Genomic DNA, 18,904 nt, shown 5'->3' with positions numbered 1-18,904 from the left:
TGCCCGTTGTTAGTGCTTGATCGGGCCGGGAACCGGTGTTCTGCTTAAAAAAGCTGCTGGAGCCCCGTTCGTGTCGATCTTCGTCGCACTGAATCACGTCACCCATTACACCTACGACCGCCCGATCGATCTCGGTCCCCAGACCATCCGGCTGCGCCCGGCGCCGCACACCCGCACCCCGATCCTGAGCTATTCGCTCAAGGTGACGCCATCAAATCACTTCGTGAACTGGCAGCAGGACCCGCAGGGCAACTGGCTGGCGCGGTTTGTGTTTCCCGAGAAAGCCAGCGAGTTGAAGATCGAGGTCGATTTCACGGCCGAGATGACCGTGATCAACCCGTTCGACTTTTTCGTCGAGCCCTATGCCGACAGTTTTCCGTTCGAATATCCCGCAGATCTGAAGGCCGAGCTCGCGCCTTATCTCGCAACCATTGAGCCCGGACCGCACTTTGCCGCCTATCTTGCCGGCCTCAAGCGCGAGGCCGCCAATACCGTCAGCTTCCTGGTCGACCTCAACGCCGAACTCCAGAAAAAAATTCGCTACATCATCAGGATGGAGGCGGGCGTTCAGACGCCGGAACAAACGCTGTCGTCCGGCGCCGGCTCCTGCCGCGACTCGGCCTGGCTGTTGATCCAGACCTTGCGGCATCTCGGTCTGGCTGCGCGCTTTGTCTCCGGCTATCTGATCCAGTTGCGTCCCGACATCGATCCGGTCGAGGGCCCGCGCGAGGTCGAGAAGGATTTCACCGATCTGCACGCCTGGGCCGAGGTCTACCTGCCGGGCGCCGGATGGATCGGATTCGACGTCACCTCGGGCATGCTGACCGGCGAGGGGCATATCCCCGTGGCGGCGACGCCGCATTACCGGACCGCGGCTCCGATCAGCGGCGCCGTCGGTTTTGCCAATGTCGAATTCGGCTTCGACATGAGCGTGAAACGAATCCGTGAAGCGCCGCGGATCACCCGGCCATTCTCCGACCAGTCCTGGGCGCGGCTCGACAAGCTCGGCGAACAGGTCGATGCCGACCTTCTGGCCGGCGACGTGCGGCTGACCATGGGCGGCGAGCCGACGTTTGTCTCGGTCGACGACATGGAATCGCCGGAGTGGAACACCGCGGCCGTCGGTCCGACCAAGCGCCGTTTCGCCGATGAGCTCATTCGCAAGCTGCGCACGCGCTTCGCGCCGGGCGGTCTGCTGCATTACGGGCAGGGCAAATGGTATCCCGGCGAAAGCCTGCCGCGCTGGGCCTTCGGGCTTTACTGGCGCAAGGACGGGGTGCCGATCTGGAAGAACTCAAGCCTGATCGCGGATATCGAGGGACCCAATCAGGCAAAGGTCGAAGAAGCCAAGGATTTCGCGGAAAAGACCGCCGAACGGCTCGGGCTCGAGACCGATTACGTCGTGCCCGCGTTCGAAGACCCCGCCCATTGGCTCCAGAAGGAGGCGGCGCTTCCGGCGAACGTCGATCCCAGCGATTCCAAATTGGCGGATCCGGAGGAGCGCGCGCGGATGGCGCGCGTGTTCGACAAGGGCCTGAGCGAACCGCGCGGCTTCGTGCTGCCGATCCAGCGCTGGAATGCCGACGCCGGCAAGTGGCGCAGCGAACGCTGGCAGTTGCGGCGGAACAACCTGTTTCTCGCACCCGGCGACTCGCCACTCGGGCTACGGCTGCCGATTCCTTCGCTGCCGCATATTCCAGCCGGCGAATACCCCTATATTGTCGAGCAGGATCCGCTGGAGCCGCGCGGGGCGCTGCCGGTGTTCGACGGTGCTCCGACCGAAAGCGCGCCGCATCAGGAAGTGCATGAACAGCAGCTTCGAGGTGGCGGCGGTGTCCGCACCGCGATGTCGATCGAGATCCGCGACGGCGTGTTGTGCGCCTTCATGCCGCCGGTCGAGAAGCTAGAACATTATCTGGAGCTGATCGCGGCGGTCGAAGCCACCGCCGAAGAGATGCAGGTGAAGGTTCATGTCGAAGGCTACGCGCCGCCGTTCGATCCGCGCGTCGAGGTGATCAAGGTGACGCCCGATCCCGGCGTCATCGAGGTCAACATCCAGCCGTCGACGTCATGGCGTTCGGCGGTCGATATCACCTTCGGCCTCTACGAGGACGCGGCGAAGACCAAGCTCGGCGCCAACAAATTCCTGATCGACGGCCGCCACACCGGCACCGGCGGCGGCAATCACGTGGTGATCGGCGGCAGCACGCCGAAGGACTCGCCGTTCCTGCGCCGGCCGGATCTTTTGAAGAGCCTGGTGCTGTATTGGCAGCGCCATCCGTCGCTGTCCTATCTGTTCTCCGGCATGTTCATCGGTCCGACCAGCCAGGCCCCGCGCATCGACGAAGCCCGCCATGACGGCCTCTATGAACTCGAGATCGCGCTCGCCCACGTGCCGTCTCCCGGCGGCGAAATCCCGCTCTGGCTGGTCGACCGGCTGTTCCGGCACATCCTGGTCGACATCACCGGCAACACCCACCGTGCCGAGATCTGCATCGACAAGCTTTATTCGCCGGACAGTCCAACCGGGCGGTTGGGCCTCGTCGAATTTCGCGCGCTCGAAATGCCGCCGGACCCGCGGATGTCGCTGGCCCAGCAGCTTTTGATCCGGGCCTTGATCGCCAAACTCTGGCGCGAGCCGCAGCAGGGAAAATTCGTGCGCTGGGGCACCACGCTGCACGACCGCTTCATGCTGCCGCATTTCCTCTGGGAAGACTTCCTGGACGTGCTCTCTGAACTCAAGCAATCCGGCTACGATTTCTCGCCCGAGTGGTACGCCGCCCAGCTCGAGTTTCGTTTCCCGCTGTTTGGCCGCGTCCATCATGGCGGCGTCTCGCTCGAACTGCGTCAGGCGCTCGAACCTTGGCATGTGCTCGGCGAGGAAGGCGTTGGCGGCGGCACCGTCCGCTACGTCGATTCCTCGGTCGAGCGGTTGCAGATCAAGGCCGAGGGCTTCGTCGACGGGCGTCACATCGTGACCTGCAACGGGCGGCGGATGCCGATGACGCCGACCGGCCGCTCGGGCGAGGCGGTCGCGGCGGTGCGCTTCAAGGCGTGGCAGCCGGCCTCGGGCCTGCATCCGACCATTCCGGTCCACGCGCCCCTCACATTTGACCTGATTGATAGCTGGAACGGCCGCTCGCTGGGCGGCTGCGTCTATCATGTCGCCCATCCCGGCGGCCGGAACTATGACACCAAACCGGTCAATTCCTACGAGGCTGAAGCGCGCCGGCTCGCCCGCTTCCAGGATCATGGTCATACGCCGGGCAAGATCGACACGCCGCCGGAAGAACGCAGCATTGAATTCCCGCTCACTCTCGACTTGCGGACGCCGCTGCCGCATTGAACATTAGGCGTGAGGAATACGAGAGTCGGGAATGGCCGATCAGGGAAACGGACTAGGAAGCAAGGCCCGCCCGGCCAGCCGCCGCGTGGCACAATGGATGCGCGACTATGTGCCCCTCCCGGGCATTCCCGACGAATATATCGGGCAGGACGGCACGCCTCGCCCGGTCTGGAGCCGTTTTTTCGAAGCATTCGCGACGCTGACGCCGGCTGAAATCGAACGGCGTTTCGGCACCGCCGACCGGCATTTGCGCGAGGCCGGCGTCAGCTATCGGGCGCCGGGCGAGTCCTCCGACCGCACCTGGCCGCTCAGCCACCTGCCGCTTTTGATCGATGAGGCCGAGTGGCGCCAGCTCACCGCAGGCATCGTGCAGCGTGCGCAATTGCTGGAACTGGTGCTCGCCGATCTCTATGGCGACGGCCGGCTCGTGGCCGAGGGCGCGATTCCGGCGGCCGCGATCGCCGGCAGCCCCGAATATCTGCGCCAGGTCAGCGGGATCAAGCCGCCGGGCGGGCGCTATCTCAGCCTTTATGCCGCGGACGTTGGCCGCGGACCGGACGGGCGCTGGTGGGTGCTTGGCGACCGGACGCAGGCGCCCTCAGGCGCGGGCTATGCGCTGGAAAATCGTCTGGTGCTGTCGCGCGCCTTCGCAAACCTCTACAAGGCAATGAATGTCGAACGCGTCGCGCCGTTCTTCGAGGCGTTTCGCGATGCGCTGCGTGCAGGGGCTGATCGCGACGAGCCGCGCATCGGGCTTTTGACGCCGGGCCAGTTCAACGAAACCTATTTCGAGCACGCGACGCTGGCGCGCTATCTCGGCTTTCTTCTGGTCGAGGGCGACGACCTCACGGTCAGCGGCGATCGGATTCACATCCGCACCGTCGCGGGCCTGAAGCGTCTCGACGTGCTGCTGCGCCGGGTCGACTCCAATTTTCTCGATCCGCTCGAACTCGATTCCGCCTCGCATCTCGGCGTGCCGGGCCTGATCGACGTGCTGCGCAAGGGCGGCGTCGTCGTCGCCAATATGCCGGGGTCGGGCGTGATGGAGGCGCGCGCCTTGCTCGGCTTCCTGCCGAGCCTTTGCCGGCGATTGCTGGCTGAAGATCTGAAGATGCCGAATATCGCGACCTGGTGGTGCGGACAGCCGTCCGCCCGCGAGGAAGTGCTGTCACGGCTGGATGACGTTGCGATCGAAGGCGCTTATCGGCGCGATGTGCCGGGCTTTCCGGGCCAGAGCCCAGTGCTGGCAAACAAATTGCCGCCGGCCGAGCGCGAGCGATTGAAGACGGCGATCGGCGAACGCGGCATCGATTTCGTCGGCCAGGAGCTGGTGCGGCTGTCGACCATGCCGGTGTGGGATCAGGGCAGGATCACGCCGCGGCCGTTCGTGCTGAGGATCTTCGCAGCCGCAACCGCGCAAGGCTGGACGGTGATGCCGGGCGGCTTCTGCCGGATTGCCGATCAGGCCGATGCACGCGCCGTGTCGATGGGCGATGGCGCCCGCGCGGCCGACGTCTGGGTGGTCTCCGACAGAGCCGTGCCGGCGACGACGCTGCTGCCGGCGGTCGACAACGTGCGGATCAGGCGCATCGCAGGCTGGGTGCCGAGCCGCGCCGCGGACAACCTGTTCTGGCTTGGCCGCTATCTGGAACGCGCCGAGGCGACGCTGCGGCTGATCCGCGCGCTCGCAACCGCCCCGCGCGATCCGGTCAAGGGCTCCTCGACCGTTCTGACGGTCGAACGCGTTCAGCGGCTGCTGCTCGCCTGGGGCGCGGTATCGCAGACCGTACGGGCGCAGCCTGCCAGGGTCGGCGCCGAGGCGCTGCAAAGCGAGGAGCGCTTCGGCTCGGCGCTGTCGCTGGTGCGCGCGGCGCAGCGCACCGCGACCTCGTTGCGGGAACGACTGTCGCCCGACGCATGGCAGGTCATCACCGAAATGGCCGAACGGCTGGCGCAGGAGGTCGAGGACGACGACGGCGTCATCCGCGCCGCCGAGCTCACCTTGCAGGAGCTCGCAAGCTTCGCAGGCCTTGCGCAGGAGAACATGAACCGCGCAGCCGGCTGGCGTTTCCTTGAAATGGGCCGCCGCGTCGAGCGCGCGATCAACACCGTGCGCTTTGCGCGCCAGTTCGCCTATGAGGACGCCACCGGCGAGGATCTCGATGTACTCCTGACGCTGGTCGATTGCCAGATCACCTACCGGTCGCGCTATCTGGTCGGGCCGCTGCTGGCGCCGATGCGCGACCTTGTGGTGCTCGATCCCTACAATCCGCGCTCGGTGGCGTTCCAGGTGTCCGCGCTGAACGAACATATCGCCAACCTGCCGAGCCTGAAGGAAAACGGGCTGATCGAGCGGCCGCAGCGCCTCGCCGTCGCCGCGCAGGCGCTCTTGACGACGGCGGAGGCCGCCGGCCTGCACACGCAGACGCTGTTTGGATTAGAACAGGATCTGCTCAACCTGGCGGATGCGATCGGGCAGCATTACTTCCCGCACGGACCGAATGCATCGAGGCCGGAAAAGCTGACGGGTCTGGCGTGATCTACGACATCCGCCACGTCACCACCTACGCCTATGAGAGTGCCGTCAGCTTCGCGCGGTGCTCGTTGCGGCTGCAACCGAGAAGCGGTGACGGACAGGAATTGATCTCTCACGCCGTCGAGATCAGGCCGCGTCCGGCCAATCGGACCGCAAGACGGGATTTTTTCGGCATCTACACCGAAAGCGTGCTGATCGAGACGGCGCACCGCACCTTGCGGATCGACTCCCGTTCGCGTGTTTCGGTATCGCGCAGCGCGCCGGATCGCCGGGCGCAAAGCCGATCCTGGGAAAGCGTTCGTGACCTTGCAATCGACACCAACAGCCTCGGACCCGCCTCACCGATCGGATATATCTTCGCAAGTCCGCTGGTGCCGCTGCAGCAGGCGGTGACCGCCTATGCCGCGGCGAGCTTTGCGCCGGGTGGCGGCATTCTGGCCGGCGCCGTCGATCTGATGCACCGGATCAGGACCGATTTCAGATATGACCCGAAAGCCACTGTGATCTCGACGCCGCTCGGCGAAGTCTTCGAAAAGCGCCACGGCGTTTGCCAGGACTTCGCCCATGTGATGATCGCCGGCCTGCGCGGCCTTGGCCTGCCGGCGGCCTATGTCAGCGGTTACCTCCGGACGATTCCGCCGCCGGGCAAGGCACGCCTGCAAGGCGCCGACGCGACCCATGCCTGGGTTGCGGTGTGGTGCGGCGAAGCACTTGGCTGGATCGGCCTCGATCCGACCAACGACATTCTGGTCGAGAACGACCATATCGTTCTTGCGATCGGGCGCGATTTTTCCGACGTATCGCCGGTCGATGGCATTATCGTCGGTTCGCCCAAGCAAAAGCTGAACGTCGCGGTCGACGTTATTCTTGTCGAATGACAGCTATCGGCCCGTCTCCGATATCGGCAGCCGCGGCGGCAGGTGCCTTTCACGCCACGCGATCGCGCGTCATTGATGACGACATGCGCGTTTTCTTAACCTGATCTTTACTATTCGCCGCGGTTGCCCTTGTTCGTAAGGTTCTGCTTAGCCCTTGGCCGCTAATGTTGCCCACACACTAGGCACCGATCGCCTGCAACGACAGGGGGAGTAGATGTTGAACGTTTCGAACTCGGGCAATCGCCTCGCTTCGATGGAGGCCGGCCTCTTCAACCAGATCGCGCTGTTCAGCGCCAGCGGGCTTGTAATGTCGATGGCGTTCGTCTTCGTCGGCGGCGTCCGGATACTTTATCCCTGGTTTTGAAGCCTTAGCCGGCGCGCTTTGCCCCGGCAGCGCCGTCGGCGCGCAAGTCGCGAAAGAATTTCTCGACCTCACGCGACAGCCGTTCGGCGGTCGATGCGAGGTCGCTTGACGCCGCAAGCACCGATGAGGCGCCTTTGTTGGTGTTCTCGATCGCATCGCTGAGGGATCCGATATTGGCCACCAGCGTCGAGTTGCCCTCGGCCGCGAGCTGCGCGTTGGCGGAAATCTCGCGCGTCGCCGCATCCTGCTGGCCGACCGCGCCAGCGATGTTGCTCGTGACTTCGTTGATCTCGCGCACAGCGGTGCCGATCTCGCGCACGGCTTCGACGGCGTTCCGCGTCGAAACCTGGATCAGGCTGACGTTCTGTCCGATTTCGGAAGTCGCCTTGGCGGTCTGACCTGCCAGCGCCTTGACTTCGTGTGCGACGACGGCAAAGCCGCGGCCGGCTTCGCCGGCGCGCGCCGCCTCGATCGTGGCGTTCAGCGCCAAGAGATTGGTCTGCTCGGCAATGGCCTGGATCAGCGCGAGCACGCCGTCGATGCGCTGGGTCGCGGCGGCGAGGCTTTCAATCTCGGTGACCGATTTTTCCGTACGCTGACCGGCCTGTTCGACCACTTCGGCCGATTGTCGCACCTGCCGCCCGATCTCCTCGATCGAGGCCGATAGTTGTTCGGCCGCGCTGGCGACGGCGGAAACGTTGCTGGAGGCCTGCTCGGTAGCCCGCGCGGCGGCGCCCGCGCGTCCGCTGGCCTCACCGGCAACACCGGAAATCGATTGCGCGGTGTTGCGCATGCCCGAGGCGCTGTCGTTTACGGCGCCGAGCACGCTTCCGATCGCTTCGCGGAAGGAGTCCACCGCAGCTTCGATCTCGCGCGTCCGTTGTTCGCGCGCCTTGGAATCCAGAAGAGCCTGCGAACTGAGATTGCGGTTGCGATCCATCGCTTGCTGAAAGATCTGGATCGCGCGGGCCAACGCGCCGATTTCGTCCTGCCGCTGGGTGTGCGGCACCTCGACGCCCTCGGCGCCGTCGGCGACCTGCTTGATGGTGTCGGTGATCGCCGACAGCGGCCGCGCAACCGAGCGGGAGATCATAAACACGCCGACGGCAACCAGAACCAGCGCCAATCCGCCGAGGAAGGTCAGAAGGTAAGCCAGCTTCCGGTTGGTTTCGGTATCCTCAGAGATTTTTTTGCCGCGCTCCGCATAGACTTTCGAAAGCGTCTCAAGATCGGCATTCAGCGCCACGCGGACGCTGCGATTGGCTTCGTTGTCGCCCCATTCGCGGCCGGCCGCATGGCCGATTTCAATGCCGCGTCGGACCAGCTCTTTGCGGAATTCGACGAACTGATCGATCCGCTTCTTGAAGGCGGCAAACTGCTGCGCGTCATCAGCCTGGACGATGGATTCCCAGTTCTTGACGACGGCAAGCAGTTGCTCGTTGAACTTGAGCAATCCGCCGCCGTATTTCTTGACGGCTGCCGGGTCCTCGGACATGTAGATGCCGCGGGACTCCATCACGATCGCATAGACCAGCGAATTGACGCGCTCGACGTTCAGCGCAGCCTGGTTTGCGGTCTCGATGGATTGCGTCAGCTCGGTGCCGCGCCGGGTATTGTAGTCGGACAGCACCGCAATTGCGGCTGTCAGCAACGCGAACAATGCAAAAATCGAATAGAGTTTGAAGGCAAGCGAAAGACGTGAAGCCTTCCCGGAGCCCGATGGCGCAGCAGATTTCATGATGTCTGGCATCCTTGGCTTGGCACAGGAGGCCAATCACGGGGTTGACGGCAGTCGGTAGCAATTATGTGAAACTTTTCTGTAGAAAATCTTAACCATTGTCGTTGCGGCGCAACGGGGCGTGCACGGACAGTGGTTCACCTGGACGGATTGATATAAAAGGCAAGTACAATCAATGCATTAGATGAAGCTACCATCGAAGTTGACGGAGCTTGCAACCGGCATCACGCGGAACAGCCTGTCGCCGTCGGGTATCCGGAATGCTACTCTAGGCGCGGTTTAGACCGTCAGCGCTGATCGGTCCGGAGCGAGCATGGCCTATCGGCACGCCATCGGTAATACCGCCTACGTCTTCAACGACCTTCGCGATCTCCTGGCCAAGGCAAGTCCTCCCCGTTCGGGCGATCGTCTGGCCGGGATCGCTGCCGAAAGCGCCGAGCAGATGGTAGCGGCGCGGATCGCGCTCGCGGACGTCCCGCTCAAGCAATTCCTCACCGAGGCGGTCATTCCCTACGAGACCGACGAGGTGACGCGACTGATCATCGACAGCCATGACGCGGCGGGGTTTGCGACCATCTCTTCGTTCACGGTAGGCTCGTTCCGCGACTGGTTGCTCTCGGCCGATGCAAGTCCGGACGCTCTCAAGCGGGCCGCACGCGCGATTACGCCGGAAATGGCGGCGGCGGTTTCGAAATTGATGCGCAACCAGGACCTGATCCTGGCGGCTAAGAAATGCGAAGTCGTCACAGCGTTTCGCGACACGATCGGTTTGCGCGGGCGCATGAGTGTGCGGCTGCAGCCCAATCATCCCTTCGATGACAGCAAAGGCATTACGGCATCGATCCTCGACGGCATTCTGCTCGGGGCCGGCGATGCCTGCATCGGCATCAACCCGGCGAGCGACGATCCCGCTGTCATCGGCAGCCTCCTGCATCTGCTCGACGACATCATCGCCCGGCTGCAAATTCCGACGCAGGCTTGCGTCCTGTCCCATGTGACGACGACGCTTCGATTGATATCCGAGCGCGTCCCGGTCGATCTGGTCTTTCAATCGATCGCGGGGACGGAGGCCGCCAACCGCAGCTTCGGGGTCGATCTCAAGCTGTTACGTGAAGCGCACGATGCCGGGCGATCGCTTCGGCGCGGCACGGTCGGCAACAACGTCATGTATTTCGAAACCGGGCAGGGGTCGGCGCTGTCGGCCGACGCCCATCATGGCGTCGATCAGCAGACCTGCGAGGCGCGCGCCTACGCCGTCGCGCGTGCGTTCGATCCGTTGCTCGTCAACAGTGTGGTCGGGTTCATCGGTCCCGAATACCTCTACGACGGCAAGCAGATCATTCGTGCCGGCCTTGAGGATCATTTTTGCGGCAAATTGCTCGGCCTGCCGCTCGGCGTCGATGTCTGCTACACCAATCACGCCGAAGCCGATCAGGATGACATGGACAATCTGCTGACGCTGCTGGCGGCGGCCGGCGTCAACTTCATCATGGGGGTTCCGGGCGCCGACGATGTCATGCTGAATTATCAGTCGACCTCATTTCACGATGCACTCTATGTCCGCGACGTCTTTGAGTTGAAGCGGGCGCCCGAATTCGACGACTGGCTGTTCCGCGCCGGCCTCACGGGTGCCGATTTTCGTCTTGCCGGTAACGGCGAACTGCTGCCCGACTTCGCCCGGCGGCTGATCGCCTGAGGTCGTGATCGCCCGAGGTCTTGCGCGGCCTTTATGCGCTCGCCACTTAGCAACGATCGGGTCAATGGTGCGTTGGTACTGCCACAATCCTGAAAAATTTGTGGCTCAGCGTGTGAGTTGCATGATTAAATTGTCCGGGCTGAAGGCGCAGGGAGAGCTATGAGAGCCAGCGCTGACACGGTGCGCCGTATCCTGTGCGTCTTTCCGCGCTATACGTCCGCCTTTGGCACGTTCGAATATTCCTATCCGCTGACCGATGGGGTGCAGGCGTTCATGCCGCCGCAGGGGCTGCTCTTGATCGCCGCCTACATGCCCGAGAACTGGCCGGTCCGCTTCGTCGACGAAAATATCCGCCCTGCCACGGTGGATGATTTCGAGTGGGCTGAGGCCGTATTCGTCAGCGGCATGCATATTCAGCGGCATCAGATGAACGATATCTGTCGCCGCGCACATGCCTACGATCTGCCGGTTGCAATCGGTGGGCCCTCGGTCAGCGCCTGTCCGGACTATTATCCGGCGTTCGACTACCTGCATATCGGCGAACTCGGCGATGCGACCGATGAATTGATCGGGCGCTTGTCGCGCGACCCGTCGCGCCCCGAGGCGCAGGTCGTGCTCAAGACCGTCAACCGTCTCGACATGACGAGCTTTCCGCTTCCGGCCTATGAACTTGCGGAGCTGAAGCGATATTTTCTCGGAAGCATTCAGTATTCGAGCGGGTGCCCGTATCAATGCGAGTTCTGCGATATTCCCGGGCTCTATGGCCGTAATCCGCGCATCAAGTCGCCGGAGCAGATCACAGCCGAGCTCGACAAGCTGCTGGAATGCGGTATTCGCGGTTCAGTCTACTTCGTCGACGACAATTTCATCGGCAACCGCAAGGCCGCGCTGGAGCTGTTGCCGCATTTGATCGAATGGCAGAAGAAGACGGGCTTTGTCCTGCGTCTGTCCTGCGAGGCGACGCTGAACATCGCCAAGCGGCCGGAAATCCTCGCCGGCATGCGCGAGGCGTTCTTCTGCACGGTATTCTGTGGCATCGAGACGCCGGACCCGGTGGCGCTCAAGGCGATCCACAAGGATCACAACATGATGGTTCCCATCATGGAGAGCATCCGCACCATCAACAGCTATGGTCTGGAAGTGGTGTCGGGAATCATTCTCGGGCTCGATACCGACAAGCCGGAAACCGGCGAGCATCTGCTCGAATTCATCGAAGCTTCCCAAATTCCGTTGCTGACCATCAATCTGCTGCAGGCGCTGCCGAAGACCCCGCTCTGGGACCGTCTGGCACGCGAGAACCGCCTGATCGAGGACGAGGGAAGGGAGTCCAACGTCGATTTCCGCATGCCCTATGACGAAGTCGTCGATACCTGGCGCAAATGCATGGGCGTCGCCTACGAGCCGGCCAAGCTTCTCCAGCGTTATGAATATCAAATCCAGAATACCGCGCCGAACCAGGTCAAGCGCCCGCCGCAAAAAGCAACCCGGGAAAACGTCAGACTTGGCCTCGTGATGCTGCGCAACATTTTCTGGAAGGTCGGAATCCTCGGCGACTACAAGCGCGAATTCTGGAAATTCGCACTGCGGCGCCTCGCGCGCGGCGAGATCGAACATCTGATCGCCTCGATGATCGTTGCGCATCATCTCATCATGTTCGCGCGCGCAGCCTCCCGCGGCCGGCAGAACGCGTCGAACTATTCCATACGATTGCGCGAGGCTTCCGTCCCTGCCGAGTGATCTGACGAGAAGCGACGTTTCGCCGCTGGGACGGTTGCGCGAGCTGACGCCGGCCCGTGTGGCGCTGGGGCGCGCCGGTGCGAGCCTGCCGACCAAGGCGTTGCTGGAATTCACCCTCGATCATGCGCGGGCGCGCGATGCCGTTCATGCGGCATTCGATGCGGAGACTTTGTTGCAGGGCCTCGCAGCTCTCGGTCTGGAAACCGCGCGCGTTTCCAGCCTGGCGCCCGGCCGCAACGACTATCTCGCGCGCCCCGATCTCGGACGCAAGCTCGATCCGGATTCGCGGCAGAGGCTGGCGAGCCGCCGCGGCCGCGGCACCGCGGTTGCGGTCATCATCGGTGATGGACTTTCGCCGACCGCCGTCAATGCGCATGCGCTTTTGCTGCTGCGTGAATTGCTGCCGCTGCTCGCCGGCGACAACATCGAAATCGGCGAGGCCGTGGTGGCGAGCGGGGCGCGGGTAGCGCTCGGCGACGAAATCGGCGATGTCCTCGGCGCACGCATGACGGTCATGCTGATCGGCGAACGGCCGGGCCTGTCGGCCGCTGACAGTCTCGGGGTCTATCTGACCTTTGGCCCGGCCGTCGGGACGACGGACGAGAAGCGCAACTGCGTTTCCAATATTCATGGCGGCGGGCTCGGCTATCGCGAGGCGGCAGCCAGGATTGCCTGGCTCATTCGCGAAGGCCTCGCGCGGCAATTGACCGGCGTGGATCTGAAAGACGAAAGCGGCGTTCGGACCAGCCATGCCATCGTCGACCACTCGACCTGACGTCAAAAACAGTCGATTTGCCGTCAGGATGCGCCGTTGAGCAGGCCAGCTTGCGAGAGACCGGCCAGACCTGCTACACCACCCCGCAAAATTATCGTATGTTTTCAACGGTAATTGTGGCGCTCCGTCCGCGGGCGGAAGCTTTCCTGACTTCGATTTCCGGCACTTTTGATCTGCGGCCATTGAGCCGGTGTGAGAATTGGATAGGGCATGCTCGAAAAGAACAGCGAAAGTGAAGTCCACGTCGAGAAAGTCGAAGAGCGGCCGACGGCCAGCATCGCCTTTGGACTCGAAAGGATCGGACTTATCGCGGTTCAGGCGCCGATCTGGTCCTGCATCATTCTGGTGGCGCTCGTTATCGGCGCGATTTTCGGAATCCAGCGCATCAAGATCGACGACTCCTTGAGCCAGCTGTTCCGCTCCAATTCCAAGGAATATCGCCAGTACGAATCGGAGATCAAACGCTTTCCCGCGACCGAATTCGACGTGCTGGTGGTCGTCGAAGGCAAGAACTTGCTCGCCCGCGACAATCTCGAAAAGCTGCGCGACTTCATCACCGATCTGCAATTGGTGGACGGCACTCGCGGCCTGATTTCGCTGTTCTCGGCACGGCAGGCGCCGGCGCCGGGCAAGTTCCCGGCGGCGCTGTTTCCTGCCGAACTGCCGCAAGGCGCCGACTACGACAAGTTCATCGAGACGGTGAAATCCAACGAACTCATCCGCGGCAAGCTGCTGTCGGAAGACGGTACGCTCGCGCTGATCGTCCTCTCGATCGAGCCTGACGTCGTCGCCAGCAACAAGCTCGGCAGCACGGTCGGCGATATCAGAAAACTGATGAAGGAGGATCTCGCGGATACCGGGCTCAATGTCGAACTCTCCGGCGTTCCGGTGATGCAACTCGAAATCCGCAATGCGGTCGAGCGCGACGGCCTGACCTACAACGTTCTCGGCATTCTGGCCGGCTGCGTCATTGCCATTATCTTCTTCCGCAAGATTTCCTTCATGGTGGCGGCGGCATTCCCGCCGATCATCGCGATTCTGCTTGCGCTGGGCGGCCTCGGCTGGGCGAACTTCAATCTCAACATGTTCCTGAACGTGATGACGCCGCTCATCATGGTGATCAGCTTTTCGGACTCGATGCAGCTGACCTTTGCGGCGCGCGACCGGCTGATTGCAGGTCAGGACAAATACACCGCGTTCCGCAATGCCGTGCTGGTCGTAGGACCCGCCTGCGTGTTGACGCACGGAACCGCGGGAATTTCGTTCATCGCGCTGCAGTTTTCCGATTCCGACCTGATCCGCAAATTCGGCGAAGCCGGGCTCGCGGCAACCATCATTGCGCTTGTCGCGGTGCTGTCGCTGGTGCCGGTCTTCGGTGTGCTGTTCGTGCGCAACGAGCGGATCTTCGCGGTCAAATTCCAGGGCGCTGACGCCGGCGTGCAGATGCTGCGGAATTTCTGTTACTGGATCGCGGTGCGAATGGTCGGCCGTCCCGGCCTCTTCAGCCTGATTGCGGTCCTGTTCGTCGGCACCCTTGGTGTGATCTACGCCAATCTCGAACCGCGCTATCGCCTCGCCGATCAAGTGCCCGACAAGCAGCAGGCGGTTGCCGCCAGTGGCCGGCTCGATGCCAAGCTCACGGGCGCCAATGCGATCGACGTGCTGATCGAATTCCCCAAGGGCGCCTCGCTCTATGATCCACAGACCTTGCAGACCATCGCCGATGTCCACTCGCAGGTCGAAAAACAGGCCGGTGTCGGCAACGTCTGGTCGCTGGAAACGCTGCGGCGCTGGCTTGCGGAGAAGGCCGGCAGCACCGACGTCGCGACGTTGAAGGAATATGTCGGCGTCATCCCGGAATATCTGGTGCGCCGCTTCATCTCAGCCAATCAGGACGCCGTGGTGGTGTCGGGCAGGGTGCCGGACCTCGATTCCAGCCAGATCCTGCCCGTGGTGGAAAAACTCGATCACGGACTCGATGCGGTACGCAAGGCGCATCCCGGCTATGAGATCGCGGTCACCGGCCTCTCAGCGATTGCCGCGCGCAATTCCGCCAACATGATCGAAAAGCTCAACCGCGGCCTGACCATCGAGTTTGCGCTCGTTGCGATCTTCATCGGGCTGGCGTTCCGCTCGATCGTCGTGATGTTCTCCTGCATCCTGCCCGGAATTTTTCCGGTGGTGCTGTCCGGCACGGTGCTGTGGCTGCTCGGGGAGGGGCTGCAGTTTGCCAGCGTCGTGGCGCTGACTGTGTCGTTTGGATTGGGGCTTTCCGCCACCATCCATTTCCTCAACCGCTTGCGGCTGGAATCGAAGCCCGGCGTGACGTCCGAGGTTGCGGTCGAGCGTGCGACCGTGCTGGTCGGTCCGGCGCTGATCCTGACCACGGTGGTGCTCGCCTGCGGCCTGGTCGTGACGGTGTTTTCCGACCTGCCGTCGCTGCGTCTGTTCGGCTGGCTCAGCGCCTTCTCGATGGTGGCGGCGCTGGTTGCCGACCTCTTCATACTGCGCCCGACGGCGATGTTCCTGATCAACGTGTGGCTGAAGCTGCGCGGCGGCGGTACGGCGCGTCCGATTTGATGCGCCGTTACGGGGCCGCGCGCGAGGGGAAGAGCGTCAGCTCTTCACCATCGTGATCGAAACGCCGCGGATGTCGCCTTTGGAGCTGATCTGAACTGTTTGCTTGTTGCCGCTCGTCCGCAACGTCAATGTCGCGGTGAAGGCCGCGGATTCGACCGTCACGTCGATCCTGCCGTTGCCGGCCGTGCCGAGCAGGCTTCCCGAGACGTTGCGGTTGGTCTCCGACCAGTTGCCGGTGATGTGATCGCCGTGGCTGGTGACGTCGCTGGAGAGATCGAATTTGTAACTGTCGCTCGCGCAGCGAAGCGTTTGCTTCAAGACAAGCCCGCTGCCGTCGACCTGATAGACCGCCTTGCAGCGCAGCCGCTCGCTCGAGCCGTCCGAGAGCGAGACCGTTCCGTTGCCCGACCAGGCGCCGTCGAAGCCGGCAAAAGGGCGTGCCGACTGCGCATGTCCGGCAGACGCTGGCAGCACCAGCGCTGCGATCACCGCGCCCGCTCTTATCGTTTGCCCGATCGGGCCCAAGGCCGAGTACTGCATTTTGCGTTGTCCCTTTTGAGTGTGACGCTCCGGCGAACGGCATGTAATCCGCGCACCTGTTTTGGTATTCCGGGGAGGGGTTTGGTTCAAATCCCTGGCGATGCTCCCCCGAGCGGATGACGATTTTTTCGGTCTGCGACAAATTTTCCGCACCCCGAGACAAATTGAGGCAGCCGGATTTTTTCGCTCGCGAACGGATTGCGACATCGTCTATTCTTGAGCTCTCGCCGCGCAGCAACCGCCTCGCGCGTTTGACAAAATTATCTCGCAATCTCAATCGGTTACGGGCTGTTCGAAATCTGCTTTCGAGGGCCGCAATTTCGGAGAGACAGTCGCCGCAAATTTGGCCGCATTTACCAGCGCTTTTGCAGACATTGGTCTGAATCGTCTTGCCTACTGATGCCATGACCCATTCGGGCTCGAGATCTCTGCCGTAAGAATAAAGGAACACAATGCGTAAGTCTTTCCTGGTAGCTGCTCTGTTCTCGCTGTCACTGTCCCCCGTTGCAGCCGCGGAACAGCAACAACAACACGGCGGAACGCCCGAGGAGCAGAAGGCCTGTGCCCATGACGTTCAGAAGTACTGCCGTGTGGTGATGAACGACAGCGACCTCGTTGTTCTGAACTGCCTGCAGCAGAACCGTACCAAGCTGACCAAAGCCTGCGACAAGGTTTTGACCGACCACGGGCAGTAAGACCCTCAAAACCACTCACCATCGGAAAAGGCCTGCCACCCCCCACTTCTGGGCGTGGTGGGCGCTTGTCCATGCGCGCGGACGGCATTGGTTTTGCCGGCGGTTTCGCCTATATGGGCCGGGAAGTGGATTTTGACGTTCGCCAGCCCCCTCGCCGGGAATTCCTGAGGCGGGTGTCAAATCCAAAACTGCAGTAGAAACCCGTATTTGCTAGCGGTCTTTCGATTGCAACATTTGCAAGAGTGCCGGGCCGACCGGGACGCAAATGTTAAGGTCGAACCCCTAGAAAGTTCCGCAAGCATGCTGGGACATCTGACGCATGCGCAACCCAGACACAGCCAGCTTTTTTGAGATGACCAACGCGAGCGAATGGCGATCCGGCAAGGGCCACCGCGACGAGAATTTTCCGGTCGCCTCGTGGATCATTCATCCGCGCCATCGGCCGTTGATCCTCGCGTTCTACAACTTCGTCCGAACGGCGGATGACATCGCCGACCACGCCACCTTGAACGGCGACGAAAAGCTCGCGCTGCTTGATCTGCTGGAGGCCGAATTGCTCGGCAACGGCGACAGCCAGGCGGAAGCCGTCCGGCTGCGCCAGGTGTTGGCCGAGCGCGGAATGCCGCCGCGCCATGCGCTTGACCTTCTGACCGCATTCCGCATGGACGTCACCAAGCTTCGTTACGAGACCTGGGACGAAGTGATCCACTATTGCCGATATTCGGCGATGCCGGTCGGCAGGTTCGTGCTCGACGTCCACGGCGAAAGCACGTCGACCTGGGCGGCGTCGGATGCGATTTGCGCTGGCCTTCAGATCAACAACCACCTGCAGGATTGCGGCAAGGACTACCGGGATCTCAATCGCGTGTACCTGCCGCGGGATGCGCTTGCAGCCAGCGGCGCCTCGGTCGAGCAACTGGGCGAAGCGCGCGCCGCGCCGGCACTGTTGCAATGTCTGCAATCGCTCGCCGCACGCAACGAAGCGCTTCTCAACGAGGGCAGGGCGCTTGCCGCCGACGTCAGGGATTTCCGGCTTGGGCTCGAGATCTCGGTCATTCAGGCGTTCGCCGACAAGATCGTTCGTCTCCTGAAAGTGCGCGACCCCTTGAGCGAACGGGTGCATCTCAATCCATTCGAGCTGCTCACCTTCAGCCTCGGCGGCATGGCGGCGGAAACAATTCGCCGTCTGTCGGGGCGCCGTCCGGTCTCGAAAACGGCGCCTGGCGCATGACAAAAGACGCAGCGGTAGCCAGCCCGGATTACGGGACCACGGCGTCGGGCAGTTCGTTCTATGCCGCGATGCGCATCCTGCCGCAGGAGCAGCGGGATGCGATGTTCCAGATCTACAGCTTTTGTCGTCAGGTCGACGATATCGCCGACTCACCCGGACCGCGCCAGGAGCGGCTCGCCGCCCTGCAACAGTGGCGCGACGACATCGATGCGCTCTATCAGGGCCGTCCGCCGGCGCGTTTGCGCGACTACGTTGCGTCGGTGAAGAAGTTCGGGCTCGAGCGAGAGGATTTTCTCGCCATCGTCGACGGCATGGAAATGGATGTCCCGCAGGACATTCGCGCACCGGATCTTGCGACGCTCGATCTTTATTGTGATCGTGTTGCCAGCGCCGTCGGGCGGCTGTCGGTACGCGTGTTCGGCATGCCGAGACAAGACGGCATCCTGCTCGCCCACCATCTCGGCCGCGCCTTGCAGTTAACCAACATTCTGCGCGACATCGACGAGGACGCCGGGATCGGTCGGCTTTATCTGCCGAAAGAGGGCCTCGCCGAGGCCGGTATCACCTCGACCGACCCGCTTGTGGTTGCGGCCGATCCGGCGCTGCCGAAGGTCTGTGCGCCGCTGGTGGCGCGCGCCAGGGACCACTTCGCGAAGTCCGACGAGATCATGGCCCGCAATTCGCGCCGTGCCGTGCGGGCGCCGCGCATCATGTCCCGATACTATGGTTCCATTCTGGGATTGCTTGTTGCGCGCGGGTTCGCTAACCCCCGCACGCCGGTGCGCCTG

At 62.8% G+C, this 18,904-nt stretch carries 13 protein-coding genes; 11 read left to right on the top strand and 2 right to left on the bottom strand.

Annotated elements, in window-relative coordinates:
- Positions 1–70: 70 nt before the first annotated feature.
- The 4 genes from VFL62_RS13895 (at position 71) to VFL62_RS13880 (ending at position 7,124) form a co-directional block, all read left to right on the top strand.
- Positions 71–3,346: a transglutaminase family protein gene (locus tag VFL62_RS13895; protein WP_325172954.1), complete on the top strand. Its 3,276-nt coding sequence runs from the start codon at positions 71–73 to the stop codon at positions 3,344–3,346.
- A gap of 31 nt (positions 3,347–3,377) precedes the next feature.
- Positions 3,378–5,885 carry a circularly permuted type 2 ATP-grasp protein gene (locus tag VFL62_RS13890; RefSeq protein WP_325172953.1) on the top strand — a complete coding sequence of 836 codons (2,508 nt, stop codon included), beginning with the start codon at positions 3,378–3,380 and terminating at the stop codon, positions 5,883–5,885.
- Positions 5,882–6,760 (top strand): transglutaminase family protein, encoded by an 879-nt coding sequence (locus tag VFL62_RS13885; RefSeq protein WP_325172952.1) that lies wholly within the window; start codon positions 5,882–5,884, stop codon positions 6,758–6,760. The genes VFL62_RS13890 and VFL62_RS13885 overlap by 4 nt, the downstream gene beginning before the upstream one ends.
- A gap of 214 nt (positions 6,761–6,974) precedes the next feature.
- Positions 6,975–7,124: a hypothetical protein gene (locus VFL62_RS13880; RefSeq protein ID WP_325172951.1), complete on the top strand. Its 150-nt coding sequence runs from the start codon at positions 6,975–6,977 to the stop codon at positions 7,122–7,124.
- A gap of 4 nt (positions 7,125–7,128) precedes the next feature.
- Here VFL62_RS13880 and VFL62_RS13875 read toward each other — a convergent pair whose 3' ends face one another.
- Positions 7,129–8,862: a methyl-accepting chemotaxis protein gene (locus VFL62_RS13875; protein ID WP_325172950.1), complete on the bottom strand. Its 1,734-nt coding sequence runs from the start codon at positions 8,860–8,862 to the stop codon at positions 7,129–7,131.
- A 313-nt stretch (positions 8,863–9,175) separates the two neighbouring features.
- On the opposite strand from VFL62_RS13875, the gene VFL62_RS13870 reads away from it, so the two are divergent.
- The 4 genes from VFL62_RS13870 (at position 9,176) to VFL62_RS13855 (ending at position 15,650) form a co-directional block, all read left to right on the top strand.
- Positions 9,176–10,558, top strand: coding sequence for an ethanolamine ammonia-lyase subunit EutB (locus VFL62_RS13870; RefSeq protein WP_325172949.1), 1,383 nt, complete (start codon positions 9,176–9,178; stop codon positions 10,556–10,558).
- A gap of 159 nt (positions 10,559–10,717) precedes the next feature.
- Positions 10,718–12,295 (top strand): B12-binding domain-containing radical SAM protein, encoded by a 1,578-nt coding sequence (locus tag VFL62_RS13865; RefSeq protein ID WP_325172948.1) that lies wholly within the window; start codon positions 10,718–10,720, stop codon positions 12,293–12,295.
- A gap of 25 nt (positions 12,296–12,320) precedes the next feature.
- Positions 12,321–13,070, top strand: coding sequence for an ethanolamine ammonia-lyase subunit EutC (gene eutC / locus VFL62_RS13860; protein ID WP_414644708.1), 750 nt, complete (start codon positions 12,321–12,323; stop codon positions 13,068–13,070).
- A gap of 210 nt (positions 13,071–13,280) precedes the next feature.
- Positions 13,281–15,650, top strand: coding sequence for an efflux RND transporter permease subunit (locus VFL62_RS13855; RefSeq protein ID WP_325172947.1), 2,370 nt, complete (start codon positions 13,281–13,283; stop codon positions 15,648–15,650).
- A gap of 36 nt (positions 15,651–15,686) precedes the next feature.
- Here VFL62_RS13855 and VFL62_RS13850 read toward each other — a convergent pair whose 3' ends face one another.
- A complete protein-coding gene (locus VFL62_RS13850) occupies positions 15,687–16,190 on the bottom strand; it encodes a hypothetical protein (RefSeq protein ID WP_325172946.1) in 504 nt (167 codons plus the stop codon).
- A gap of 452 nt (positions 16,191–16,642) precedes the next feature.
- Here VFL62_RS13850 and VFL62_RS13845 point away from each other — a divergent pair, with 452 nt between their 5' ends.
- From VFL62_RS13845 to hpnD, 3 genes are all read left to right on the top strand, one after another.
- The gene (locus tag VFL62_RS13845) at positions 16,643–16,885 is read left to right on the top strand and encodes a hypothetical protein (protein ID WP_325172945.1); all 243 of its coding nucleotides are present in this window, start codon (positions 16,643–16,645) and stop codon (positions 16,883–16,885) included.
- A gap of 352 nt (positions 16,886–17,237) precedes the next feature.
- A complete protein-coding gene (gene hpnC / locus VFL62_RS13840) occupies positions 17,238–18,116 on the top strand; it encodes a squalene synthase HpnC (RefSeq protein WP_325172955.1) in 879 nt (292 codons plus the stop codon).
- Positions 18,113–18,904, top strand: a 792-nt coding sequence (gene hpnD, locus VFL62_RS13835; protein ID WP_325172944.1) for a presqualene diphosphate synthase HpnD, incomplete at its 3' end; no start/stop codon positions are given. The genes hpnC and hpnD, both read left to right, overlap by 4 nt.

It is taken from the genome of Bradyrhizobium sp. (assembly GCF_035701725.1).
GTDB lineage: Bacteria > Pseudomonadota > Alphaproteobacteria > Rhizobiales > Xanthobacteraceae > Bradyrhizobium.
Note: the sequence above shows the minus strand (reverse complement) of the source record. Positions and strands in the feature narration are given on the sequence as shown.

What these genes read in the sequence shown, in the direction of transcription:
- VFL62_RS13850 (WP_325172946.1), bottom strand. Translation starts at nt 16,190, where the DNA reads ATGCAGTACTCGGCCTTGGGCCCGATCGGGCAAACGATAAGAGCGGGC.
- VFL62_RS13890 (WP_325172953.1), top strand. Translation starts at nt 3,378, where the DNA reads ATGGCCGATCAGGGAAACGGACTAGGAAGCAAGGCCCGCCCGGCCAGC.
- VFL62_RS13870 (WP_325172949.1), top strand. Translation starts at nt 9,176, where the DNA reads ATGGCCTATCGGCACGCCATCGGTAATACCGCCTACGTCTTCAACGAC.
- VFL62_RS13880 (WP_325172951.1), top strand. Translation starts at nt 6,975, where the DNA reads ATGTTGAACGTTTCGAACTCGGGCAATCGCCTCGCTTCGATGGAGGCC.
- VFL62_RS13875 (WP_325172950.1), bottom strand. Translation starts at nt 8,862, where the DNA reads ATGAAATCTGCTGCGCCATCGGGCTCCGGGAAGGCTTCACGTCTTTCG.
- hpnC (WP_325172955.1), top strand. Translation starts at nt 17,238, where the DNA reads ATGACCAACGCGAGCGAATGGCGATCCGGCAAGGGCCACCGCGACGAG.
- VFL62_RS13845 (WP_325172945.1), top strand. Translation starts at nt 16,643, where the DNA reads ATGCGTAAGTCTTTCCTGGTAGCTGCTCTGTTCTCGCTGTCACTGTCC.
- VFL62_RS13865 (WP_325172948.1), top strand. Translation starts at nt 10,718, where the DNA reads ATGAGAGCCAGCGCTGACACGGTGCGCCGTATCCTGTGCGTCTTTCCG.
- VFL62_RS13855 (WP_325172947.1), top strand. Translation starts at nt 13,281, where the DNA reads ATGCTCGAAAAGAACAGCGAAAGTGAAGTCCACGTCGAGAAAGTCGAA.